The 24564-nt window shown below is 73.9% G+C and carries 17 protein-coding genes; 16 read left to right on the forward strand and 1 reads right to left on the reverse strand.

Annotation, left to right across the window (positions count from 1 at the left end):
- Positions 1-91 precede the first annotated feature (91 nt).
- Positions 92-3598 (forward strand): glycosyltransferase family 2 protein, encoded by a 3507-nt coding sequence (locus Acit_RS13090; RefSeq protein ID WP_282436602.1) that lies wholly within the window; start codon positions 92-94, stop codon positions 3596-3598.
- The gene (locus tag Acit_RS08150) at positions 3595-5064 is read left to right on the forward strand and encodes a hypothetical protein (RefSeq protein ID WP_248107911.1); all 1470 of its coding nucleotides are present in this window, start codon (positions 3595-3597) and stop codon (positions 5062-5064) included. The genes Acit_RS13090 and Acit_RS08150 overlap by 4 nt, the downstream gene beginning before the upstream one ends.
- 28 nt (positions 5065-5092) lie before the next feature.
- Here Acit_RS08150 and ftsH read toward each other — a convergent pair whose 3' ends face one another.
- Positions 5093-7210 (reverse strand): ATP-dependent zinc metalloprotease FtsH, encoded by a 2118-nt coding sequence (gene ftsH, locus Acit_RS08155; RefSeq protein ID WP_248107913.1) that lies wholly within the window; start codon positions 7208-7210, stop codon positions 5093-5095.
- Positions 7211-7438: 228 nt separating this feature from the next.
- Between ftsH and Acit_RS08160 the strand changes: the two genes are divergently transcribed.
- The 14 genes from Acit_RS08160 (at position 7439) to Acit_RS08225 (ending at position 24563) form a co-directional block, all read left to right on the forward strand.
- Positions 7439-8212 carry a CPBP family intramembrane glutamic endopeptidase gene (locus tag Acit_RS08160; protein ID WP_248107915.1) on the forward strand — a complete coding sequence of 258 codons (774 nt, stop codon included), beginning with the start codon at positions 7439-7441 and terminating at the stop codon, positions 8210-8212.
- 73 nt (positions 8213-8285) lie between these two features.
- Entirely contained in the window at positions 8286-9662 is a 1377-nt protein-coding gene (locus Acit_RS08165; protein ID WP_248107917.1) for a phosphohexomutase domain-containing protein, read from the forward strand.
- Positions 9659-9919 carry a Trm112 family protein gene (locus Acit_RS08170; protein WP_248107919.1) on the forward strand — a complete coding sequence of 87 codons (261 nt, stop codon included), beginning with the start codon at positions 9659-9661 and terminating at the stop codon, positions 9917-9919. The genes Acit_RS08165 and Acit_RS08170 overlap by 4 nt, the downstream gene beginning before the upstream one ends.
- Positions 9916-10965, forward strand: coding sequence for a bifunctional phosphoglucose/phosphomannose isomerase (locus Acit_RS08175; protein ID WP_248107921.1), 1050 nt, complete (start codon positions 9916-9918; stop codon positions 10963-10965). Before Acit_RS08170 ends, Acit_RS08175 begins: the two co-directional genes overlap by 4 nt.
- 104 nt (positions 10966-11069) lie before the next feature.
- The gene (ahcY, locus tag Acit_RS08180) at positions 11070-12533 is read left to right on the forward strand and encodes an adenosylhomocysteinase (protein WP_248107923.1); all 1464 of its coding nucleotides are present in this window, start codon (positions 11070-11072) and stop codon (positions 12531-12533) included.
- A 415-nt stretch (positions 12534-12948) separates the two neighbouring features.
- The gene (gene secA, locus Acit_RS08185; protein WP_248107925.1) at positions 12949-15759 is read left to right on the forward strand and encodes a preprotein translocase subunit SecA; all 2811 of its coding nucleotides are present in this window, start codon (positions 12949-12951) and stop codon (positions 15757-15759) included.
- A complete protein-coding gene (gene prfB, locus Acit_RS08190; RefSeq protein ID WP_248107927.1) occupies positions 15746-16924 on the forward strand; it encodes a peptide chain release factor 2 in 1179 nt (392 codons plus the stop codon). The genes secA and prfB overlap by 14 nt, the downstream gene beginning before the upstream one ends.
- 99 nt (positions 16925-17023) lie before the next feature.
- Entirely contained in the window at positions 17024-17710 is a 687-nt protein-coding gene (gene ftsE, locus Acit_RS08195; RefSeq protein ID WP_248107928.1) for a cell division ATP-binding protein FtsE, read from the forward strand.
- Between the two features lie 84 nt (positions 17711-17794).
- Positions 17795-18691 carry a cell division protein FtsX gene (locus Acit_RS08200; RefSeq protein WP_248107930.1) on the forward strand — a complete coding sequence of 299 codons (897 nt, stop codon included), beginning with the start codon at positions 17795-17797 and terminating at the stop codon, positions 18689-18691.
- A gap of 11 nt (positions 18692-18702) precedes the next feature.
- Complete coding sequence (locus tag Acit_RS08205; RefSeq protein ID WP_312710283.1) at positions 18703-19626, forward strand: serine hydrolase domain-containing protein; 924 nt, start codon at positions 18703-18705, stop codon at positions 19624-19626.
- A 34-nt stretch (positions 19627-19660) separates the two neighbouring features.
- On the forward strand, positions 19661-20368 hold the full coding sequence (locus Acit_RS08210) for a sugar phosphate nucleotidyltransferase (protein ID WP_248107932.1): 708 nt from the start codon (positions 19661-19663) through the stop codon (positions 20366-20368).
- A 178-nt stretch (positions 20369-20546) separates the two neighbouring features.
- Positions 20547-22082: a GGDEF domain-containing protein gene (locus Acit_RS08215; protein WP_248107934.1), complete on the forward strand. Its 1536-nt coding sequence runs from the start codon at positions 20547-20549 to the stop codon at positions 22080-22082.
- A 281-nt stretch (positions 22083-22363) separates the two neighbouring features.
- Positions 22364-23284: a hypothetical protein gene (locus Acit_RS08220; RefSeq protein ID WP_248107936.1), complete on the forward strand. Its 921-nt coding sequence runs from the start codon at positions 22364-22366 to the stop codon at positions 23282-23284.
- A 163-nt stretch (positions 23285-23447) separates the two neighbouring features.
- Positions 23448-24563, forward strand: a complete 1116-nt coding sequence (locus tag Acit_RS08225) for a sortase domain-containing protein (RefSeq protein ID WP_248107970.1) — start codon at positions 23448-23450, stop codon at positions 24561-24563.
- The last annotated feature ends 1 nt before the right edge of the window (position 24564 follow it).

Raw genomic sequence — 24564 nt, forward strand, 5'->3', positions numbered from 1 at the left:
CCGCCCCGGTGTGCTGCTCGCGATCATAGCTGAGTCGCTAACTTCTGCAAGCACCGGCGGGGAGATGGGACGCGCTAGCCTCTCCCCCCTGATGTCGACGGCTCGAGACGATCGAGCGTCGCGGCAGGAGATCGGCACCGAAGGCGTCGTTCCCGCTGTCGTGGCCGTGGTGGCCGCTTCGGACCCGGGCCCTTGGTTCGAGGAGTGCCTGGGTTCCCTGGCCGAGCAGGACTACCCGGGCCTGACCCTGCTGGTCGTGGACGCGGCGAGCCGCGAGGACCTGGCGCCGCGGGTCGAACGGGCGGCCCCCGGCGCGTTCTTGCGCCGCCTGCGCGAGGACCGGGGCCCGGCGGCCAGTTGGAACGAGGCCCTGGCGGGGGTCGAGGGCGCGTCGTTCTACCTGATCTGTCACGACGACGTGGTCCTGGCTCCCGATGCCGTGGGCCTGCTGGTCGAGGAGGCGTTCCGGGCGAACGCCGGGGTGGTGGCCCCGAAGCAGCTGGTCTTCGGGGATCCCGAAGCCCTGCTGCACGTCGGGCAGGGCCTGGACCGCCTGGGGGCGGTGGTCGAGCGGGTCCAGCCAGGGGAGCTGGACCACGGGCAGCACGACGCTGGCCAGGAGGTCTTCGTGGCCCCGGGGGGCGCCATGCTCGTGCGGGCCGACCTCTTCGACCGGCTCGGCGGGTTCGACCCGGCCATCGTGGCCTTCGGCGAGGACCGGGACTTCTGCTGGCGGGCCCAGCTGGCCGGGGCGCGGGTGGTGGTGGCGCCAGGGGCCCGGGTCTGGCACAAGGAGGCCATGGCCGCCGGCGAGCGGCCGGTGCCTCCGGCGGCGGGGACGGCGACGGTCCGGGCCCTGCAGCGGCGCCACGAGCTCTACAGCACCGTGGTCCTGAACGACGGGTGGTCCCTGCTGTGGCTGGTGCCGGTGCTGGCGGTCCTGGCGGTGGGCGAGGTGGTGGTGGCCGAGCTGACCGGCCACCGGGACCGGGCGCGTGCGGTGGTGGAGGCGTGGCGCTGGAACCTCGGCCGGTTCGGCGCCCTGCGGGCCGCCCGGGCCCGAGCAGCGCAGGTGCGGGAGGTGCCGGACCGGGCGGTGCGGCGGCGGCAGGTCGGGGGCAGCGCTCGGCTGCTGGCCTACCTCCGCCGGGCCGGGGCCTTCGGGCTGCACGTGGCCCACCTGGACACCGAGCGGCTGGCCCTGGCTGCCGAGGACCAGGCGGTGAGCCCCGGCAGCGGCCGGCGGGGGGGTGGGTGGCGGGCCCGGCACCCGCGGGGCCAGCCGCGCCTGGCGCCGATGCCGGCAGGCGACGAGGCCGCGGCCCTGGCCGCCGAGGTGAACCGACGGATTCGCTGGCGCAGCGCCGGGTGGCTGGCGCTGGTGGTCGTCCTGCTCTTCGGCCTGCGGGGGCTGCTGGCCCACGGCCTCCCCGTCCTGGGGCAGGCCCTTCCCTGGCCCTCGCTCGGGGGCCTCTGGCACGCTGCGCTGAGCGACTGGCACGCCGGGGACGGCATGGGGGCCACCGGGGCCGCCAGTCCGGGGGTCTGGCTGGTGGCGGTGCTGGCGAGCGTGCTGGGCGGTGCCACCGGCCTGGCCCAGGTGGTGCTCGTGGTGGCCTGTCTGGCCGTCGGTGGCGTCGGGGTGGCCCGGATGGCCGGCCGCTTGGGTTCGCCGGGGACCCGGCTGGCGGTCAGCGCGCTCTACCTGCTGGCCGGGTTGCCCTTCGACGACCTGGCCCGGGGGCAGTGGCCGGCCCTGCTGGCCTTCGCCGGGGCGCCCTGGCTGCTCCAGGGCCTGGTCCTGGTGGCGACCCGGGAGCGCTCGATGCGCCGGAGCGCCCTCGGGGCGAGCCTCGGGCTGGCCCTCGTGGGATCCCTGGATCCCCCCGGGCTGGTCCTCGGGGTCGTGGCCGGGGTGGGGCTGGCCGTGGGCATGGTGCTAGCCGACGGCTGGCAGGCCTGGCGGCGGGCGGCCCAGGTGGCGGGGGCCGCCGTTGGCGGGCTGCTCGGGGCGCTGGTCCTGCTGCTGCCGTGGTCGGCCGAGGCATTGGCCGGGCCGGGTCGCTGGCAGGTCTTCTTCGGTGGTCGGGTCGCCGACGCCGGGGTGAGCGGGGCCGACCTGCTGCGCTTCGCGCCGGGACCAGTCGGCCAGACGCCCCTGGCCTACCTGCTGGTGGCGAGCGCGTTCGCCGTGCTGCTGGTCGTGCGGGGCTGGCGTTGGCGGTGGGCCGCGGTCCTCTGGAGCGTGGCCGGGGTGGCCTGGCTGGTCGCCTGGGCCGGTACGGCGGGGTGGCTGGGTCCGGTGGCGCCCCCGGCGACCGACCTCCTGGCCCTGGGTCTGGCGGCCCTGGTGGGCTGCGTGGGCCTCGGGGTCTCGGCCTTGCCCGGCTGGCTGGCCGCCCAGGGGCGCCGACGGGGGGTGTGGGTCGGGGCGTTGGCCCTGGGGGTCCTCCTGGCGCTGCTGCCCGCCGGGGGCGCCTTGGCCCAGGGGCGAAGCGACCTACCGAGCACCGGCTGGGGCCAGGCCACCGCCTTCGTGGCTCGGCGGGCGGCCCCGGGCCAGCTCCGGGTGCTCTGGCTCGGACCGCCTGCCGTGCTGCCGGGCCCGTCCTGGCCGGTGGCTGACGGGGTGGCCGCCACCCTCAGCACCGGCAGCACGGTGCCTTCGCTGCCGAGCCAGCTGGACGGGAGCCGACCGGGACCGGTCGGGCCCCTGGTGGCAGCCTTGCGGGAGGCCCTGGCGGGCCGCACGGTGAGCCTGGGCCAGGCCCTCGCCCCCGAGGGGGTCTCGGACCTGGTGGTGGTGGGCAGCGTGGCACCCACCGTCTTGGGGTACCGGTCGGTGGTGCCGGCCCCGAGCATGGCGGGGGTCCTGGGAGCCTTGACCCGGCAGGTGGACCTGGCGGTGGTCACCAGCCAGTCGGACTTCGCCGTGTTCCGGAACACCGTGGCCCTGCCGGTCGAGGGGCTGCTGGCCGCCTCGGGCCGGGAGCCGGTGGTCCCAGCGGTCGGCCAGCGCCCGAGCGCGGGCACAGGGCAGGCTGGGCGGGCCCACTGGCTGGCCGTGCTGGGGGTGCGCCCGGAGGCCGACCAGGCGTCGGGCGTGGTGCCGAGGGGGGTGCTGCGGGTGGCCCTGGCGCCGGCCCAGCGGTTCGACGTCCAGGCGTCGGGCCGTTCCCTGGCCCGGTCGGTGACCGGGCCGGCGACGCTCGAAGCGGTGGTGCCGCGCCGGGAACGGGTCACGGTGGGCTTCGACGGGTCCTGGTCGAACGGGCTGCTCCTGTGCCTGGAGCTCGTGCTCTGGCTGGCGGCCCTGGCCGGGCTGGCCGGGGTCGCCGGGCGTTTCGGGGCCCGGTGGCGACGCCGTGCCGTCGGGGCGGCGGGGTCGCTCGCCGGGACGTCGGGGGTCTCCGGGGGGGCGGAGGGACCCGGCGCCGTGGATCGGTCCCCCCTCGGGCCGCCCGGTCGACGGGCGACTGGTCGGGCACTCGAGGGGGCCGGGGTCCGCCGGCCGGCGCACCGGCCGGCGAGAGGGGGCAGGCGGGGCCGAGAGCCGGTGGGCAGCCGTGCCCGCGGTGCCGGCCGGTCGGGCTCGTGAGCGGGTTCGGCGCCAGCCGGCGGGCGAACCCCGGGGAGAGCGGGGCACTGCGGCGCTGGGCGGTCCTGGGAGGGGCGGCAGCCCTGGTGGCCGTGGTGGGCGGCGTCGCCGTCCAGGGCGCCGCTCGGGGCCCCGCGGTGCAGGGCCCGCCGGCCCTGGCGAGCGGGGTGCTGCCGGCAGCTCGGGGCCTCGGCTCGACCTGGTTCTGCCCCGGTGGCACGGGCACGACCGGCGGCGCGGCGGCGACCGTGGTGGTGAGCGACCCGGCCGGTCCGGCGGTCACGGGCGAGCTGACGGCGACCTCCTCCACCGGTCGGAGCCGGACGGTGCCGCTGCGGGTGCCGAGCGGCCGGCAGGTGGGCATCGGCCTCGCCGGCCTGGTCCCTGGCCCGTGGGTGAGCGCCACGGTGACCCTGGACCGGGCGGGGGTGGCGGTGGGGGAGACGGTGGCGGGTGCTGCGGGGTGGGCCGCTGCGCCCTGCGTGGCCACGACGGCGAGCACCTGGTATCTGCCGCCGGGCTCCACCGCCGGGGGCGACCAGCTGCTGGTGGCGGTGGCCGACCCGACGGCCACGACCGCCGTGGTCGACACCACCCTGCTGCGCGCGGGGGCGGGGCGTCTTTCCCCGTCGAGCCTTCAGGGGGTGACCGTGCCGGCCCACGGGGTGGTGGTGGAGTCCCTCGACGAGGTGGACGTCGGGGACCCCTCGGTGGCGCCCGTGGTGAGCGCCTTGAGCGGCACGGTGGTGGCTGCCGGGGTGGAGGTGGCCCAGAGCGGAGGGGCGAGTGGCGTGGCCCTCCTCGACGGGGTCCCCCGACCGGTCCGGGATTGGACCGTCCCGATGGTGACGGGCGAGCCGGCCGGCGCCGTGACGGTCCCGATCGTGAACCCGGGACCGAAAACGGCGCGGGTGACGGTGGTGGCGCGCTCGGTCCAAGGGAGCGAGGCGACGGGAACCCTGACGGTCGGGCCCGGTGAGCAGGAACTGGTCCCGGCCGGGTTGCTGCGGGCCGCCACGGCCGGGGGCGCCGGGTCCCTTGCCGTCCGGAGCCGAAACGGCGAAGGGGTGGTGGTGGCCCGACGGACCAGCGGGTCGGCCAGCTTCGGAGCCCCCCAGGTCGGCACGGTGCTCGGCGTGCCGAGCCGAGGGGCGCGCACCTGGCTGCTGCCGGCAGTCGAGGCTCCCGCAACCGCCCCCATCGGCCTCGGTCTGGTCGACCTGGGTCGGGCCCCGGCCCAGGTCGAGATCGAGGGGAACGCCCCGGGCCAAGCAACGCCGAGCGTGCTGGCCCGCCTGACCGTGGAGCCCGGCGCCCCCCTGGAGCGTCTCGGGAGCGTCCCCGGGGACCTCGGCTTGGTCCCGACCGAGCTCCAGGCGAGCCAGCCGGTCGCGGTCGAGATCGACCCGGGGGGCGTGGGACTCTACGGGGTCAGCGTCTTGCCGAGCCAGCCGGTCCTTCCCTGAAGGGTCGCCGGCCGGTCCCCGGGTCGAGTCAGCCGGCGGTCGGCGGGGCCGGGTCCTCGCCTCGAGGCGCCTCAGGGTCCGAGCGAGGACTGGCCTGGTCCTCGGCGCGGGCAGGGTTCGGGCGGGGGGCAGGCACGTGCTCGGCTCCAAGACCTGGTGTCGCCGTCGCCTCGGCGGCCGCCGGCAGGGCCGGCTCGGTCCCGACCGCGCCGTTCGTGCCGGCGACGAACGCCGGGACCCGCTTGCGCCGAGCGGTGCGGTCCTGGTGGACCGGCCGGCCGTAGGCCTCGTCCACCAGCCGGCCCACCTCCTCGCCGCTGAGCGTCTCGCGCTCGAGGAGGGCCCGGGCCACCGCCTCGAGGCCGGCGCGGTGCTCGGTGAGCAGGTCGATGGCCCGGCGCTCCTGCTCCCGCAGGATGCGGGCCACTTCGTCGTCCACCACCCGGGCGGTGTCCTCGGAGTAGTCCCGGGAGTGCAGGAGGTCCTCGCCGAGGAAGACCATGCCCTGGGAACCCCAGGCCATCGGGCCGAGCTTCTCGCTCATGCCCCACTCCCGGACCATCTTGCGGGCCAGCTCCGTGTTGCCGACCAGGTCGTTGCTGGCCCCGGTGGAGAGGTCCCCGTAGACGATGAGCTCGGCCGCCCTGCCCCCCATGCGGACCACCAGCGAGTCCTCGATGACCTCCCGGGGGTAGATGTGGCGCTCCTCGCTCGGCAGCTGCTGGGTGACGCCGAGGGCCATGCCGGTGGGGAGGATGGTGACCTTGTGGACCGGGTCGGCGTGCTCGAGGACGTAGGCCAGCACGGCGTGGCCCCCCTCGTGGTAGGCGACCCGCTCCTTCTCCTCGTCCGTGAGGACCAGGCTCTCCCGACGCTGGCCCATGAGGACCCGGTCCCGGGCCGCCTCGAAGTCCTCCATCTCGACCTGATGGGCGCCTCGCCGGACGGCGTGGAGGGCGGCTTCGTTCACCAGGTTGGCCAGGTCCGCGCCGCTCATCCCCGGCGTGCCCCGGGCGATCAGCTCCAGGTCGACGTCCGGCCCGATCCGCTTGTCGCGGCAGTGGACCTTGAGGATCGGCAGGCGCTCCTCGAGGTCGGGGAGGGGCACGACGATCTGCCGGTCGAACCGGCCGGGACGCAGGAGGGCCGGGTCCAAGATGTCGGGCCGGTTCGTGGCGGCCATGATGACGACGCCCTCGGCCGGGTCGAAGCCGTCCATCTCCGAGAGCATCTGGTTGAGGGTCTGCTCCCGCTCGTCGTGCCCGCCGCCGAGGCCGGCACCGCGCTTGCGGCCGATGGAGTCGATCTCGTCGATGAAGATGATGGCCGGCGCCTGCTTGCGGGCGGTCTGGAACAGGTCACGGACCCGGCTGGCGCCGACCCCGACGAACATCTCCATGAAGTCGGACCCGCTGACCGAGAGGAACGGCACGCCGGCCTCGCCAGCCACGGCCCGGGCCAGCAGGGTCTTGCCGGTCCCCGGCGGGCCGACCAGGAGGATCCCCTTGGGGATGCGGGCCCCGATGTCCCGAAAGCGGTTCGGGACCTTCAAGAAGTCCACGACCTCGGAGATCTCGAGCTTGACGCCCGGGTAGCCGGCGACGTCGGCGAAGGTGGTCCGAGGCCGCTCGGTGGTGTAGAGCCGGGCCCGGGACCGGCCGATCGACATGATGCCGGTCATCTGTCCCTGGGCCCGTCGGGAGAACCAGTAGAAGATGCCGACGAGGACCAGGACCATGATGATGACGGGCAGCCACTGGGAGAGGAAGCTCTCCTGGGGGGTGACGTAGCGGGCCGAGACGCTGGCCAGGAGCTGCTCCTCGACGCTGGTGACCGGCGAGGGCCCGTCGACCGAGTAGTGCTTCCCGTTGCGCAAGGTGCCGGTGATGACCCCGGTGGAGTTGTTGACGGTGGCCGAGGAGATCTCGTGGGCGTGGACGTCCTTCACGAAGGTGGAGTAGGGGATGTTCTCGACCGGCGTGTGGTGGAGGAGGGGCGGGATGACCACGACGGCTAGCACCGCCAGGATGAGGAGCGCGAAGACCCAGCGCCAACTCTGATCGGGGCCCGACCCGGGGGCGCCGCTGCCGCCCGGTCCGCCCATCGAGTTGCGGCCCTGGCGCCGGTCGGAGGTGTTGACAGGCATCGCCCCATCGTAGGCCGACGACGTGCTGCTCCAGGTCGCGGCGGGCGGCACCCGGGGGTTGGCTAGCCTGAGCGCGTGCCCCGGGCGCCAGAGGGCGGTGAGCGGGCCCCCGCAGCGGGGCGGACTGCAGCGGGGCGGACTGCGGCGGGGCGGACTGGGGCGGGGCGGTCGTGGCCGGCTGAGCCCGGGCGGAACGAGCGCCCGTCGGAGGCCCGCCCGGCGCCGGTCGTGCCGGCAAGCGGTCGGGACGCGGCAGCCTGGCTGTTCCTGGGCCTGGTGGGCTTCGCCGTCGGGCAGCTGCTGGCCCTCCTGTTCGTCAGCGTGGTGGCCGCCGCCCTGGGCGAGCTGGGGCGGGTGGCCGCGCTGACCGCCGCCGCCGAGCCGCCGGGGTGGGTGGTGGTCGCCGAGCTGCTGGGCCTCTGGGTGGGGTTCCTGGGCGCCGTCGTCGTGGCCAGCCGGACCCGGGGGACGGGACGGGTCGCCCGGGACATGGGCCTGGCGATCCGCCCCGCCGACCTGGTGGTCGGGGGGGCGATCGGGGCGGCCTGCCAGCTGGTGCTGATCCCCGTGCTCTACCTGCCGCTCCGGGCCCTGATCCCCCACCTGGACCGGCGGCTGTCGACGCCGGCCAAGCACCTGACCGGGGGATTCCACGGTCCTGAGCTGGCCCTCATCGGCTTCCTGACGGTGGCCGTGGTCCCGGTGGTGGAGGAGCTGCTCTTTCGGGGCCTCGTGCTGCGGGCGCTGCTGCGGCTCGCTGCGCCGGCCGGACGGGTGCTGGGTCCGGCCCTGGCCGTGGTGGGCACGGGGATCCTCTTCGGGCTGGCCCACGCCGAGCCGCTGGAGCTGCTCGGGCTGGCCGTCTTGGGCATGGTGCTGGCCGTGCTGGCGTGGCGGACCGGGCGCCTGGGCCCCTCAATGGCGGCACACGGGGCGTTCAACCTGGTGGCCATCGTCACCTTGGCCTTCGGCACCGCCGGTGTGCCCGGCCTGTGGCGCTGAAAGCCAGGGCCCCGTGGGGTGCCCGCTGCGTCCTTCGGGCCCGTCGGGCGGCATTGGGTAGGGTGAGGGCGCCATGGCGGACCTGCGCAGCCTCTTCAAGGCCTACGACATCCGGGGGCTGGTCCCCGAGCAGCTCGACGACGAGATCGCCCGGGCGATCGGCTACGGTTTCGGGCGCTTCGTGGGCGGCCGGCGGCTGGTGGTGGGGCGAGACATGCGGCCCTCGGGGGAGGGGCTTGCGGCAGCGTTCATCGAGGGGGCGCGGGCCGCGGGGTCGGACGTGGTGGTCCTTGGGCTGGTCTCGACCGACCTGCTCTACTTCGCCTCGGGCCACCTGGACGCCCCGGGGGCGATGTTCACGGCGTCGCACAACCCGGCGGCGTACAACGGCATCAAGCTCTGTGGCCCAGGAGCCAGCCCGGTGGGGCAGGACACCGGTCTGGCCGAGGTGCGGCACGTGGCGGAAGCGGTGCTGGAGGGCCGCGAGCAGCTCGGGCCGGCCCGGGGGACCGTGGAGGAGGCAGACCTGCTGGAGGCCTACGCCGCGCACGTCCGGTCCTTCGTGGACCTTGGGGCCCTGGCCCCGCTGTCGGTGGTGGCCGACACGGCGAACGGGATGGGCGGCCTGGTGGTGCCCCGGGTGTTCGCCGGCCTGCCGTTCCGACTGCGGGTGCTCTACCCGGAGCTGGACGGCACCTTCCCGAACCACCCGGCGGACCCCATCCAGCCGGAGAACCTCCGGGACCTCCAGGCGGCGGTGGTGGCCGACGGGGCGGACGTGGGCCTGGCCTTCGACGGGGACGCCGACCGGGTCTTCCTGGTCGACGAGCGAGCCGAGCCGGTCTCGGGGTCGCTGACCACGGCCCTGGTGGCCCGGGCCATGCTGGCCAAGCACCCGGGGGCCACGGTGCTGCACAACGTCATCTGCTCGCGGGTGGTGCCCGAGACCATCCTGGCCTGCGGGGGCCGACCGGTGCGGACCCGGGTGGGGCACTCGTTCATCAAGCAGGTCATGGCCGAGACCGGGGCGGTCTTCGGCGGCGAGCACTCGGGGCACTACTACTTCAAGGACAACTACCGGGCGGACTCGGGGCTGATCGCCGCCCTGCTGGTCCTGGAGGAGCTCTCGAAGGCCGGCCAGCCCCTCTCGGCGCTGCTGGCGCCGCTGCGGCGGACCTGGACGTCGGGGGAGGTCAACACGGAGGTCGCCGACCCCCAGGCGGTGGTCGAAGCCGTCGCCGAGCACTACGGGGCGATGGGGGCCGCCGTGGACCGGCTCGACGGGGTCACGGTCGACCTGGGCGACTGGTGGTTCAACGTGCGGCCCTCGAACACCGAGCCGCTGCTGCGGCTGAACCTGGAGTCGAGCGTGGTGGACGAGGGGCCCAAGCGGCTCGAGGAGGTGCTGGGGGTGGTCCGGGGTTTGGCGAAGGGACAGGAGCAGCCGTGAGCCTGGACCCGATCCTGCTCGAGGTGCTGGCCTGTCCGCAGGACAAGGGTCCGCTGCTCTACGTGGAGGACGAGCGGCGGCTCTACAACCCTCGGCTGCGCCGGAGCTACCCGGTCCGGGAGGGCATCCCGGTGATGCTGGTGGAGGAGGCCGAGGCGGTGGACCCGGCGGAGCACGACCGGCTGATGGGGAAGGCGGAGCGGGGCGAGGCCCGCTGGACGCTGCAGGGCCAAGGGCCGGTTGGGGAGGCCGGGTGAGCGGGTCGACGACCCCACCGGGGATCGACAGCCTCGGGATGTTCGAGGCCACAGCCGGCTGGCCCGAGCAGGTCGAGGCGGCCCGCAAGGCCTTCGAGCCCCTGCCGGGGCTGCCGTCGCGGGGCGAGGTGGAGCACGTGGTGGTGCTCGGCATGGGGGGCAGCGGCATGGCCGGCGAGGTGGCCGCGGCGGCTGCCGGCCCGTTCCTGCCGGTGCCCATGGTCGTGGTCCGGGACTACGAAGCCCCGGACTACGTCGGCCGGAACTCCCTGGTCATGGCGGTGTCGTTCTCGGGGGACACCGAGGAGACGGTCCAGGCGGCGGGGGAGGCCTACGAGGCCGGGGCCCACCTGGTGGTGGTGACCGCCGGGGGTGCCCTCGGCCGGCTGGCCGAGGAGTGGCGGGTGCCCCGGGCGGCGGTGCCCGACTCGCTGCCCCAGCCGCGGGCAGCCCTCGGGGCCATGGTGGTGCCGCTGTTGCTGGTGCTCGAGCAGGTGGGGCTCTTCCCGGGGGCCGGGACCTGGCTGGCCGGGGCGGAGGGGCAGCTCCGCCAGCGGCGGGACCAGCTGCTCGGCGACCGGAGCCCGGCCCTCGAGGTCGCCCGGCGGATCGGGCGGACCATCCCGCTGGTGCACGGGGCCGAGGCGGTGGGGGCCACGGCGGCCCGGCGGTGGCGAGCCCAGGTCCAGGAGAACGCCAAGACGCCGGCCTTCGCCTCGGCCTATCCCGAGCTCTGCCACAACGAGCTGGCCGGCTGGGGGCAGCTCGGGGACGTGACCCGGCAGGTTCTGACGGTGGTGAACCTGCGGCACGACGGCGAGCATCCCCAGGTCGGCCGGCGCTTCGAGCTGGTGCGGGAGCTCATGGGCGAGGCGGTGGCCGACGTGCTGGAGGTCCGGGCCGAGGGCGAGGGCGAGCTGGCCCAGCTGCTCGACCTGGTGCTCTTCGGGGACTTCGTGTCGTTGCACCTGGCCTGGGCGGCCGGCGTCGACCCGGGTCCGGTGCCGGTCCTCGGCGAGCTGAAGGCCCGGCTGCGCCAGCCCTGAGGCGGCCCCGCTAGCCTCCCAGTGCCCCGCAACGAACGCTGGGCCGAACGACGGGCCAGGGGCCTTCCGAGGGCGAGGAGCGAGGAGCGGTCATGGGTGCTGGGATGGCAGGGCGAGCGACCGGGAAGCCAGGCGGTCTGGAGTTCGAGGTCGCCGACCTCTCGCTGGCGGCCTGGGGCCGGCGGGAGATCGAGCTGGCCGAGCACGAGATGCCGGGCTTGATGGCCATGCGGGAGCGCTACGGGGCGTCTCGGCCCCTGGCTGGCGCTCGGATCACCGGGTCGCTGCACATGACGGTGCAGACCGCGGTGCTCATCGAGACCCTGGTGGCCCTCGGGGCCGAGGTCCGGTGGGCGAGCTGCAACATCTTCTCGACCCAGGACCATGCGGCGGCCGCCGTGGTGGTGGGCCCGAACGGGACGCCGGAGGAGCCGGCTGGCGTGCCGGTGTTCGCCTGGAAGGGCGAGACGATCGAGGAGTACTGGCGCTGCACCGAGCGGGCCCTGCGCTGGCCAGGGGGCCATGGGCCGACGAGCATCCTGGACGACGGGGGCGACGCGACCTTGCTGGTGCACCAGGGAGTGGCGGCGGAGAAGGCCGGCTCGGTGCCCCCGCCAGAGACCGCTTCGTCCGAGGACGAGGCGGAGGTGCGGCGGCTTCTGGCCCGGTCGCTGGCCGAGGACCCGCAGTACTGGACGACCCTGGCGAACGGGATCCGAGGGGTGACCGAGGAGACCACGACCGGGGTCCACCGGCTCTACGAGCTGGCCCGGACCGGTGAGCTGCTGTTCCCGGCGATCAACGTCAACGACTCGGTGACGAAGTCGAAGTTCGACAACACCTACGGCTGCCGGCACTCCCTCATCGACGGCATCAACCGGGCCACCGACGTGCTGATCGGGGGCAAGCTGGCGGTGGTCTGCGGGTACGGGGACGTGGGCAAGGGCTGTGCGGAGTCCCTGCGGGGCCAGGGCGCCCGGGTGGTGGTGACCGAGATCGACCCGATCTGCGCGCTGCAGGCCGTCATGGACGGCTTCGAGGTCGCCACCTTGGACGACGTGGTCGAGCGGGCGGACATCGTGGTGACGGCGACGGGGAACCGGGACGTGGTGACCGTGGACCACATGGCCCGAATGAAGCACCTGGCCATCGTGGGGAACATCGGGCACTTCGACAACGAGATCGACATGGCCGGGCTGGCCAAGGTGCCGGGGATCCAGAAGGAGGAAGTGAAACCCCAGGTGCACACCTGGACCTTCCCGGACGGGCACGCCGTGGTGGTCCTCTCGGAGGGGCGCCTGTTGAACCTGGGCAACGCCACGGGTCACCCGAGCTTCGTGATGTCCTGCTCGTTCACGAACCAGACCATGGCCCAGCTGGAGCTCTTCCAGCGGCCCGAGCACTACGAGGTGGGCGTCCACGTGCTGCCCAAGCACCTGGACGAAGAGGTGGCTCGACTGCACCTGCCGGCGCTCGGAGCCCGGCTGACCCGGCTGACCCCCGAGCAGGCCGCGTACATCGGCGTGCCGGTCGAAGGGCCCTACAAGCCCGACCACTACCGGTATTGAGTACCGGGAGCGAGGGTCAGGCCCTGGGGTCGTCGGCCCTCGACCCGGGGCCGGGGGCCCCAGGTCGGGCGTTAGGCTTCGCTCGCCGGGCCCCGGGTCTGTGGTTGCAAGTCGAGGCCAGTCGCAGGCGAAACGACCCACGTAAGGCAACTCGTGGTTGCCGAGCATGGTGCGGCTTAGGTGTAAGTCCTGCCCGGGAGCCCCGAGGGCCGGGGCCGACGGAGAAGGGGTGAGGCGAGCCGTGACGGTGCGGCGGGGCCGGTCGACCGGCCGCCCGCACCGGGCCGTCGAGCCGCTCGGCAGGCGAGTGTGGGGGCAAAGACCAGGTCAGCCGGGGCCCGGCGCGACCCGCCAGCCACGGGGGACGGCTCCTGCCGGACGGCCGGTGGGAGCCGAGGGGTAAGCTGGGCTGGCCATGAGTATCTTCGCGCGCGTCCTGCGGGCTGGTGAGGGGAAGAAGGTCCGCAGGCTGGCGGAGCTGGTCCCGCTCATCAACGAGCTCGAGCCGGAGATGGAGGCCCTCTCGGACGAGGAGCTGGCCCATCAGACGGTGGTGTTCCGGGAGCGGTTGGCCAACGGGGAGTCGCTGGACGACCTGCTCGTGGAGGCCTTCGCCACCGTGCGGGAGGCAGCGGTCCGGGTGCTGGGGCAGCGGCACTACGACGTGCAGCTCATGGGCGGCATGGCGCTGCACTTCGGCTGGATCGCCGAGATGAAGACCGGGGAGGGCAAGACCCTGGTCTCGACCCTGCCGGTCTACCTGAACGCGCTGACCGGCCGGGGGGTCCACGTCGTCACGGTGAACGACTACCTGGCCAAGCGGGACGCCGAATGGATGGGGCGGGTGCACCGCTTCTTGGGTCTGACCGTGGGCCGGGTCACCCCCGAGGTGAGCGACCCGGCGGCCAAACGGGCGGCCTACGCCTGCGACGTGACCTACGGGACCAACACGGAGTTCGGGTTCGACTACCTCCGGGACAACATGGCTCGGTCCCGGGAAGCCATGGTCCAGCGGGGCCACGTCTACGCCATCGTGGACGAGGTGGACTCGATCCTGATCGACGAGGCGAGGACGCCGCTCATCATCTCGGGACCCGCCGCCGAGTCAGCTCGGCTCTACTACCAGTTCGCCGGCATCGCCCGGACGTTGGTCCGAGACGAGGACTACGAGGTCGACGAGGAGAAGCGGGTGGTGGTGCCCACCGAGGCAGGCATCGCCAAGGTGGAGCGGCAACTGGGGGTGGAGAACCTCTACGACCTGGTCTCGGTGAACTACCTGCACCACCTGACCCAGGCGCTGCGGGCCAAGGAGCTCTACCACCGGGACAAGGACTACCTGGTGGTGAACGGCGAGGTGAAGATCGTCGACGAGTTCACCGGCCGGACCCTCGAGGGTCGGCGGTGGTCCGAGGGGCTGCACCAGGCGATCGAGGCGAAGGAGCGGGTGCGGATCCAGGAAGAGAACCACACCTGGGCCACGATCACGTTGCAGAACTACTTCCGCCTCTACGAGAAGCTGGCCGGCATGACCGGGACGGCGGAGACCGAGGCGGCGGAGTTCGCCAACACCTACGGCATGTCGGTCGTGCCCATCCCGACCAACCTGCCAATGATCCGGGTGGACCACCCGGACGTGATCTACAAGACCGAGGACGCGAAGTTCGCCGCGATCGTCGAGGACATCGTGGAGCGCCACGAGCGGGGCCAGCCGGTGCTCGTGGGCACGGCCTCGGTGGCCAAGTCCGAGCACCTCTCCCGGCTCTTGGCCCGCCGGGGCATCCCGCACACGGTGCTGAACGCCAAGCAGCACGCCAAGGAAGCCGAGATCGTGGCCCAGGCCGGTCGATTGGGCGCGGTGACGGTGGCGACGAACATGGCCGGTCGGGGGGTGGACATCCTGCTGGGGGGCAACCCCGAGGGTCTGGCTCGGCAGGAGGTGCTGGCCCAAGGGCTCGACCCCGAGAGCGAAGAAGGCCAAGCCGAGTACGAGCGGCAACTGGCCCGCTTCGAGAAGGAGTGCGCCGAGGAGGGCGACCGGGTCAGGGAACTGGGCGGGCTCTACGTGCTCGGCAGCGAGCGGCACGAGAGCCGGCGGATCGACAACCAGCTGCGGGGCCGGGCCGGTCGCCAGGGGGACCCTGGGGAGAGCCGTTTCTTCCTGTCCCTCGAGGACGAGCTGATGCGGCTGTTCGCCACGAACGCCATGCAGTGGGTCATGAACCGGGCCCTGCCCGAGGACGTGCCGATCGAGGCGAAGATGGTGTCGCGGGCCATCGAGCGGGCCCAGAGCACCGTCGAGGGACGCAACGCCGAGATCCGCAAGGACGTGCTGAAGTACGACGAGGTCCTCGACGAGCAGCGCAAGGTCATCTACGCCCGGCGGCTCCAGGTCATCGACGGGGAGGACCTCAGGGAGCGGACCGAGCGGCTGCTCGAGGAAACCATCCGGGACATCGTCCAGGCCACCTGCCCTGGTCCCTACCCCGAGACCTGGGATCTCGGGGCCCTCGTGACCGAGGTCGAGCAGTACTACCCGACGAAGTTCACGGTCGAGGACCTCCAGGAGGCCGAGAGCCGCGAGCAGCTGGAGGCCAGCGTGCTGGCCGAGGCCCTGGAGTACTACCGGAGCCGTGACGAGGCCTTCCCGGGCGGGGCGGAGGAGGCGCGCCAGGTCGAGCGGGAGGTCATGCTCCAGATCATCGACCAGCGCTGGCGGGACCACCTGGCGGAGATGGACTACCTGCGCGAGGGGATCAACCTGCGAGCCATGGGCCAGCAGGACCCCTTGGTGGCCTGGCAGGCCGAGGGCTTCGAGATGTTCGGCCGGATGATGGCGGCCATCGACGACGACTACCTGCGCTACGTCCTCCACGTCCAGGTGGTGCCCCAGGAGGCGGGCGAGCCGGACCTGAGCGCCGCTCGCTACGAGGCGGCCGAGGACCCGGTGGCGGGGGACGGGCTGCTGGCAGCCTTGGCTGCCCTGCCCCAGGCCGCCGTGGCGGAGGTGCCAGGGGACGAAGGGGTGCCGGTCGTCGAGGGCGCCGGCGGTGGCGCCGGTCGCCCCGTGTCCGCCGGTGGCGCGGCCGGTCACGGTGCCGGTGAGCGGACCGGCGCCGGGGCCACTCGGGTGGGCCCGGCCAGTGCGGGGAACCGGAAGTTGGGCCGGAACGACCCGTGCTGGTGCGGGAGCGGGAAGAAGTACAAGGTCTGCCATGGGGCCGGCTGAGGCCCGGCCCCTCGAGGCGGGCCGGGGCGGCGGCGAGCGGGACGTTCCGGGCGAGCTGGCCGCCCTCCGCCGACGGGTCGAGGAGGCCCGGGCCGACCTGGGGGAGGAGCGGCTGCGGGAACGGCGGGCCGAGCTGGAGGCCGAGGTGGCCCGCCCAGACCTCTGGGAGGACCAGCACCGGGCGAAGGCGGTGACCGCCGAGCTGGGCAAGGTCAACGCGGACCTCGGCCTGCTGGAGGAGCTGGGCCAGCGCCTGGCCGACGCCGAGGCCGCCGGCGAGCTGCTCGAAGAGGAGCCGGACCCGCAGCTCTCGGCCGAGCTGACCGAGAGCCTGGAGGAGCTCGGCCGGCGGCTGGACGAGCTGGAGCTGCGTTCGCTGTTCCGGGGGCAGTACGACGAGGGGGATGCCATCGTCGAGCTGCACGCCGGGGCGGGGGGCACCGACGCCCAGGACTGGTGCGAGATGCTCCTGCGGATGTACCTGCGGTGGGCCGAGCGTCGGGGCTTCGACGTCGAGGTGGACGAGGTGAGCCCTGGGCAGGAGGCCGGGATCCTCTCGGCCACGTTCGTGGTGAAGGGCCGTTTCGCCTACGGCCTGCTCCAGGCTGAGCGGGGGGTCCACCGGCTGGTCCGGATCTCGCCCTTCGACGCCCAGCACCGGCGCCAGACGAGCTTCGCCTCGGTGGACGTCACGCCGATGGTGCCCGAGGACGCCGAGGTGGCGATCGACGAACGGGACCTGCGGGTCGACACCTACCGGTCCTCGGGGGCCGGCGGGCAACACGTCAACAAGACCGACTCGGCGGTCCGGATCACCCACCTGCCGACCGGCATCGTGGTGTCCTGCCAGAACGAGCGGAGCCAGCACCAGAACCGGGCGCGGGCGATGCAGATCCTGGCCTCGAAGCTGGCCGCCCTGGCCGAGGAGCAGCGGCGAGCCGAGCTGGCCGCCTTGTCGGGTCCGAAGGTGGACGTGGCCTGGGGCAACCAGACCCGGAACTACGTCCTGGCCCCCTACCAGCTGGTGAAGGACCTGCGGACCGGGCTGGAGACGGGCAACGTCGAGGCGGTCCTCGACGGGGACCTGGACCGCTTCATCGAGGCCGAGCTCCGTCGACGCCGGCGGGAGGAGGGGGACCAGGAGGCGGGCCGAGCCGGGTCCTGAGCCGGTCCCTGCAGGGCGGCTGGCCGGCTGCTAGCCTCGTCGGAGCCCGTTGCTGGCGCGCCACCGCAGGGTGGTGCCGACGCCCGAGCCCATCCGACCATGATCCGATTCGACCACGTCACGAAGACGTACAAGGCCGGGACCGTCGCGTTGCGGGACGTGTCGCTGGAGATCGGCAAGGGCGAGTTCGTCTTCCTGGTCGGTCCCTCGGGGTCGGGCAAGACGACGATGATCCGGCTGCTGCTGCGGGAAGAGACCCCGGACCAGGGACGGATCTGGGTTGCGGGGCGGGAGATCGGTCGGCTGAGCTCCTGGCGGATCCCCTACCTGCGGCGGAACATCGGCTGCGTGTTCCAGGACTTCCGGCTGCTGCCGACGAAGACGGTCTACGAGAACGTGGCCTTCGCCCTGGAGGTCATCGGTCGGCCAAGGCACGTCATCCAGACCCAGGTGCCGCCGGTGCTGGAGCTGGTCGGGCTGGCCCACAAGCGGGACAACCTCCCCCACGAGCTCTCGGGGGGCGAGCAGCAGCGGGTGGCGGTGGCCCGAGCCTTCGTGAACCGGCCCCTGGTGCTGCTGGCCGACGAACCCACCGGGAACCTGGACCCAGCGACCAGCCAGGGCATCATGAAGTTGCTGGAGCGGATCAACCGGACGGGGACCACGGTGGTGGTGGCGACCCACGACGCCGGCATCGTCGACCAGATGCGGCGCCGGGTGATCGAGCTGCACCGGGGCGAGCTCGTGCGGGACCAGGCCCGGGGCGTCTACGGGATCGCCACCTGAGACCGGGGGCGGGGCCGGAACCGGCGGGCATCGACCACCCCCGAAGACGAGCTGGACCGAGCGCAACGACGAGGATCGACCGTAATGGCAGTGTCCGTGGAGTACGTGGCCCGAGAGACCGCCGCCAACCTGTGGCGGAACCGGCTGATGACCATCGCCGCCGTCCTCACCGTGGCCGTATCGTTGTCGCTGGTCGGGGTGTCGTTGCTGTTGCGCCAAGGGGTGGCCCAGGCCACGACACAGTGGCAGCACGGCGTGGACGTGCTGGTCTTCTTGGACCCGGTGCCCCAAGCCCCGACGCAGCCCACCGCCCAGCAGCGGACCGTCGACGAGCAGTTGCGGCAGCTGCCCTACGTGGAGCGCTGCTTCTACCGGGACCAGGCCTACGACTACCAGGAGGCCAAGCGGCTGCTGGACCCGTCGGCAGCCTCGGTCCTGAGCATCGGGACGACCCCGGCCTCGTGGCGCTGCGTGCTGAGCCAGCCGGCCGAGGCCTCGGCCCTAGCGAGCCAGTTCAGCCGGTACCCGGGGGTCGACGGGGTCCGCTACCCGCAGCAGGCCATCCGGACGATGGAGACGGTGGTGCACGTCCTGGACGCGGTCTTCCTGGTCCTGGCGGTCATCCTGCTGCTGTCGGCCGCGGTGCTCATCTTGAACACCATCCGCTTGGCCATCTTCGCCCGACGTCGGGAGGTGTCGGTGATGAAGCTGGTCGGGGCCACGAACTGGTTCATCCGGATCCCCTTCATGTTCGAGGGCATCGTCCAGGGCCTGGCCGGTGCGGTGGTGGCCGTGCTCGTCACCGTGGGACTCCACGTCCTCCTTGACCACTTAGCAGGGTCGAATATTCACTCTCTGCTGTATGAGATGCGGACGCCGGCCGGTGAGGTGGCGGTGACGGCGGTCCTGGTGGGGCTCATCGGCGTGGTGATCGGCGCCGCGGGGTCAGCCATCGGCATCCGACGGTTCCTGGACACCTGAGCGCCGTGTCGGTGGCCGCCGACCCCCCGGACCTGGACGAGCCCATCGGGGCCCCGGGCTCGCTGAGCGCCGCCCTGGCCCGGGCGAGCGGGTGGCCGGCGCCCCAGGTCGCCGTCGGAGTCGTCCTCGCTGAGCCCCCGGGGGGACCGATCAGGCAGGTGGTCCGGGCCGGGGCCCACCGGACGGCCCAGCCCTGGGCCTCGGTGTCGAAGCTGCTGGTCGCCCTGGCGGTGCTGCTGGCCGTCGAGGAGGGCACCCTGACGCTGGACGAGCCGGCCGGGCCGCCTGGCGCCACGGTCCGCCACCTGCTGGCCCACGCCTCGGGACTCGCCCCCGACGAGCGCCGGGTGCTGGCCCCACCGGGGGCGCGCCGGATCTACTCGAACGCCGGCTACGAGGTCCTGGCCGAGACCCTGGCGGCTCGCAGTGGCATGCCCTTCGACGCCTACCTGGCCGAAGGGGTCCTCTGGCCGCTGGGCATGGAGGGCACCGTCCTCCCCCCGGGGGCCTCGCCGGCCAGCGGGGTCGTGGGACCCTTGGACGACATGGTGCGCCTGGCGAGCGAGCTCCTCGCGCCGAGGCTGCTGGATCGAAGCACCCTGGCCGAGGCGACCCAGGTGGCCTTCCCCGGCCTGGCCGGCGTGGTCCCGGGGGTGGGGCGGTTCGACCCCTGCGACTGGGGCCTGGGCGTGGAAGTGCGGGACGGGAAGGTCCCCCACTGGACCGGGACCCGGGCCTCGGCCCGGACCTACGGCCACTTCGGCCGTTCGGGCAGCTTCCTCTGGGTGGACCCCGAGGCGGGTTGCGCCTGCTGCGGGCTGACCGGCCGGTCCTTCGGGCCCTGGGCCCTGGCGGTCTGGCCGCCGTTCGCGGACGCCGTGTTGGAGGCGGTCTCGGCCACGCGGGCGTCGGGCCCCCTAGGATCGGCCCGGTGAAGCGGCCGGCGGCGCGCGTGGCGACGGGGGAGCGATGAAGGGGGTGATCCTGGCCGGAGGGACCGGGAGCCGGCTCTACCCCCTGACCCGCATCACGAACAAGCACCTCCTGCCGATCTTCGACCGGCCCATGATCGCCTGGGCGATCGAGGCGGTGGTCCAGGCGGGGATCGAGGAGGTCATGCTGGTCACCGGCGGCACCCACGCCGGAGAGTTCCTGCGGCTGCTCGGCAACGGCCAGGAACGGCCCGGTGGCATCGCCGAGGCCCTGGGACTGGCCGAACGGTTCGTCGGCGACGACCCGGTGCTGGTCATGCTGGCCGACAACATCGTGGAGCGGAGCCTGCGGGGGGTCGTGCAGGGGTTCGAGACCCAAGGGCGCGGGGCCCGGGTCGTCCTGAGCGAGGTCGGGGATCCCGTTCACCTGCGGCACCTCGGGGTGCCGGCGTTCTCGGCCGACGGTCGGATCGAGCGGATCCTCGAGAAGCCCGAGCAGCCCCCCAGCCCCTACGCCGTGACCGGCATCTACTGCTACGACGCCGAGGTCTTCGACGTGGTCCACCGGCTCCGCCCCTCGGCGCGCGGCGAGCTGGAGATCACGGACGTGAACAACTGGTACGTCGAGCAAGGGCGGATGGCCTTCGACGTGCTGGAGGGGTTCTGGGGGGACGCCGGGGAGTCGATCGAGGCTTACTGGGCGGTGAACGACTTCGTCCGGGCCCACGGCGCCAACAAGGGTTGAACGCCAACAAGAGCGGAACGCCACCAAGGCTGCTCGAGCGCCGAGCGCCGAGGTCATCGCCGGCGGACGCCACTCGTGCGTGACGGACCGCAAGACGCGGCGCGGCGCGTCGTTCCTCTGACGCCCGGTGTCGGAGTCGGGGTCGCAGGTCCCGAGGGCGGCGGGCAGGGGGGCGGTCATGGATCAAGGGGGGTGGCTGCGAGAAGCGGTCGTCGCCGCAGCGTCGGGCGGCAACGACGAGGCGGCTCGGGCGGCAGGCCGGGACCTGGGCGCGCGCTGCGGAGATCCCGAGGCGCTCCTGGGCCAGTGCCGGGCCCTGCGCCGGGCCCGGCCGGCAGCCCTCGCCGAGGCCCGCTGGCAGGCAGCCGTCGACCAGCTCCTGGCCGGGGCGCTGGAGGCCTTCCTGGCGCCCATCGAGGCCCTGGCGGACGAGGATCCCCTCACCGGGGTGGGCAACCGCCGGGCGTTCGAGCGGGCCGTTGCCGTGGCCGTGGCGGACGCTGCCCGAACCAGCCGGACCCTGGGCCTGCTCCTGGTGGACCTCGACGGTCTGAAGGTCGTGAACGACCGGTTGGGGCATGCCGCCGGGGACGAGGCCTTGCGCCGGTTGGCCAAGGCGCTCCGAGCGGCGTCCCGCGCCGGGGATGCCGTCTTCCGGGTCGGGGGCGACGAGTTCGCCGTCCTGCTCGACGGGGCGGGGCCGCGCGCTGCCGAGGCGGTGGCGGCCAGGGCCCAGGACCTCGGGGCCCCCGCGTTCTCGTGGGGGGCGGCCCGAAGCGAACCCGATGGAACCGTGGCGGGGCCCGACGGGACGCGCCAGGTGTTCGAGGCCGCCGACCAGGACCTCTACCGCCGTCGCGCCCTGACCCGAGCCCGCAGGCTCCGCGTCGAGGCGCCGGGCGGGGCGGGGTTGGCTGGGCTCGGCCCCCTCCTGACCGAGACCCTCGGGGGGAGCCTCCCCTCGTGGCCCGGTCCTCGACCCTGGCGCCGATCGGCGGGCCGACGGGTGGCGTCCGGGCGCGGCCCGGGCGTCCGGGGCCGCCGAGGGCCAGAGGGGACCCGTCGGCGCTCGGGCGTGGTCGCGCTGCTCGTGCTCCTCGCCGGCCTGGTGCTGGCCGTGGGGGTGCCCCCGGTCCTTCGCCATCCCCCGGGCCGGGCCCTTGGGGTGCGCGCGTCCCGAGGCACGACGGGGCCGCTGCCGGCCTCGTCGCCGTCGGGGAACCGGCTGCCCGGGGCAGGGTCGACTTCCAGTCTGCCGGTCTCCCGACGGGCGCCGGGCCAGGGTCCTGAGTCTGGCCGCCCGCCGGCGGTCGCCCTGCCGGCGACAGCCAGCCGTTCCCCTGGTCCGGCCGCCGGTCGTGAGACGACGAGCCCCCTCGCGACGGTTTCGGTCGTGAGCGGGGGTGCCAGCGGGGGTGGCTCGGGGCCTGGCTCGGGGCCGGCAGGTCCCCCGCCTCCTGCGGGCCGCGGGGTCGGCACCGGTGGAGGAGGCGGGGGAGCGCCGCCCGGCCCGTCGAACCCCGCGAGCCCGTCGTCGCCAGCGCCCGGCTCCCTCATGGCCCCGTCGGCCGGACCCCTCGGGAACCTGGTGGGCGCCGTGGACACCCTGGTCGCCGGCCTTCCAGCGGTCGGGGCCCTCCTGGCGCCGCTCCTTGCCGCCCCGGCCTCGGGCGGCGGCGTGTCCCTGGGCGGCGTGATCGAGCTGCGGTCCTGAACGCCGGGCATCCCGACGCCGCAGGTGGGGCAGGGGTGGGGTCGTCGGCGGCGGCGGGGCCGCACCCAGGCCAGGCTCAGCCGTCAACACAACGGCGCTCCCCTTTGCCGTGCGTTGACAACACTCTCCGCGGTTCCTTAGGATGCGCCACCGGGGATGTCGGCGCCGGTCGGCAGCGAACAGGCCGGGCCGTCGCCAGGTGCTTGGGCCCGAAAAGGGCGAGGCGCGCAATGACAACGCCGGCTGGGATGCCGGTGAGCAAGCGGGGAGGCAAAGGCACGATGGGGAAGCGGTCGGGAGCCATCCGGTGGGCGGCGGCGGCGGGGCTCGGGGCAGCCACGCTCAGTGCGGCAGGCGTGGTCGGGGGCCTCGCCTCGGGGGTGGCTGGTGCCGCCAGCCTGAGCTGCGCCAGCCAGCTGTCAGGGAGCAACAACCTCTGCGTGGTGGGGTCGAACGGCGTCCTGACGGTGACGCCCGCGGCCTCGCTGAACACGAGCCCCCTGGTGATCCACGGGGTGGCGAACGCCATGCTGGGCACGCTGAGCTCGAACGGGACGACGAGCTTCCCGGCGTCGGGCGCGCAGTGGGTGAGCGGGTTGCAGGGCACCTTGGCCGGGATCACCGCCTCGATCAGCATCCAGGACGACGGCACGGCGACCGGGACCTACGACCCGTCGACCGGTCAGGTCTCGCTGTCGGGCAACCTGCGGGTGTCCCTCTCCGCCCCGACCGGGCCGTGCACGTACACGCAGCCGTTCCAGGTCAGCGGCAGCCTCGGGTCTCCGTCGGCCAGTGGGGGGGTCTACACAGCGACCGGGACCGTCACCCAGGCCAGCACACCGGTCGACATTACGAACGATGCAACGGGAAGTGGCTGTGGCGTTGCGGAAAGTGTGCTGAAGGGGGCGACGCAGACCCTGAGCCTGCCGGTGACGGCCTACACCACGGTGAACCCGAGCACGATCACGGCGAGCAGCAGCTCGTCCACCTCCTCCACGCCGACCAGTTCGACGCCGTCGAGTTCCACCCCGTCGAGCTCGACGCCGAGCACGTCGGCGAGTGGGACGGTGCCGAGCGCGAGCACGGGGGAGCCGTGGTCGGGGTGGACCTGGTGGGCGGCCATCGGTGGAGTGGCCGTAGCCGGCGCCGGCCTGCTCGTGCTCGGCTCGGTGCGCCGCCGTGGTGTGAGCCAGCGGTCCTGAGGGGCCGGTGCCGGACCTGGCTCGGTCCGGCGTGGCGCCGCTTGCGACGCACGGGTCCGGGAGCCGTGGCTGACCGTGCCCCGGGAAGCCGTGGTCGGGGTGGCCCGTGGTGGGCGACGGTCGGCGTGTTCCCTCGTCGGAGTAGGGGGCCGTCGTGGGGCGCATGAGGACAGCTGAGCGGGGGCGTCGGGGCCTGCTGGGCCTCCTCGGGGTCGGCCTGCTCGGGCTGGCGGCGGTCGGCGTGGCGTATCCCCTCTGGTGGCAGCGCCGGCAGGAGGTCGTCGGTGCCGCCAGGGTGCGGGTCTTGGAGACGAGAAGCCAGGCGGACGCAGGCCAGCAGGACTGTGGTGCGCCGAGCGGACCGGGCGTGCTGAGGATCCCTGCGACGGGGGTCGTGGCGCCGGTCGAGCAGGGGCTCGCCCAAGGGACCCTGGCCACCGCAGTCGGCCACCTGCCCTCGAGCCCATGGCCTGGCCAGCCCGGACTGGCCGTCGTGGAGGCCCACGACGTCGGCTACTTCGGCGCCAACGACCAGCTGCGGCCCGGGGACCTGGTCAGCTACCAGGTCGGGTGCGCGGTGGCCACCTTCGAGGTGCTCGGGCACCGGATCGAACACCCCGGGCAGCCCTTGCCCAGCCTCCCGGCGGGCAGGGCCGGCCTGGTCCTCATCTCCTGCTGGCCTCCCGACGCGCTCTGGTTCACCTCCGAGCGCCTCGTGGTGACCGCCCAACTGGTCGGGGGCACCGAAGGTGACGCCCTGGGGCAGGTGGCCACGGTCGCCAGCGACGCCCTCCAGGGCACGGCCGATCCCCCGCCGGGTCTGCCGCCCGGCGTGCCCGGGGGGCAGCCGCCGGTCTTCGGCTACGTCCGCGCCGGCACCCTGCGGCTCGCTGGCCAGCCCAGCCTGGCGTTCCGGGGATCCCGGGAGCCCTTGGCCTGGCTGGGCGCGGCCCTGGACGCCTTGGCCGCCTACCGTCAGGGCACCAGCGAGCACGCCGGTTGGCTCAGTCGGCTGGTGCGCCAAGCGCCACCGGCCATCTGGGGACCGGACATCCCGAGCGGTTCCCTGGACGCGATCGAGACGGTCGAGGACGGGGACCAGGTCCAAGCGGTCGAGCTCGTGGCCCGCTTCGGCGCGGACCAGGTCGCCACGTTCGTGGTCGAGCCCGGCTCGAGCGGCCTGCAGGTGGTCGGGGGCCAGCTCCTCGCGCACCAGGACGCTGCGGCCGCGGTGGCTGCCCGCCTGGGCCCCCTGCCGACCGGCTCGACGAAGGGCTGAC

This window comes from Aciditerrimonas ferrireducens (genome assembly GCF_023130475.1).
Classification (GTDB): Bacteria; Actinomycetota; Acidimicrobiia; order Acidimicrobiales; family UBA8190; genus Aciditerrimonas; species Aciditerrimonas ferrireducens.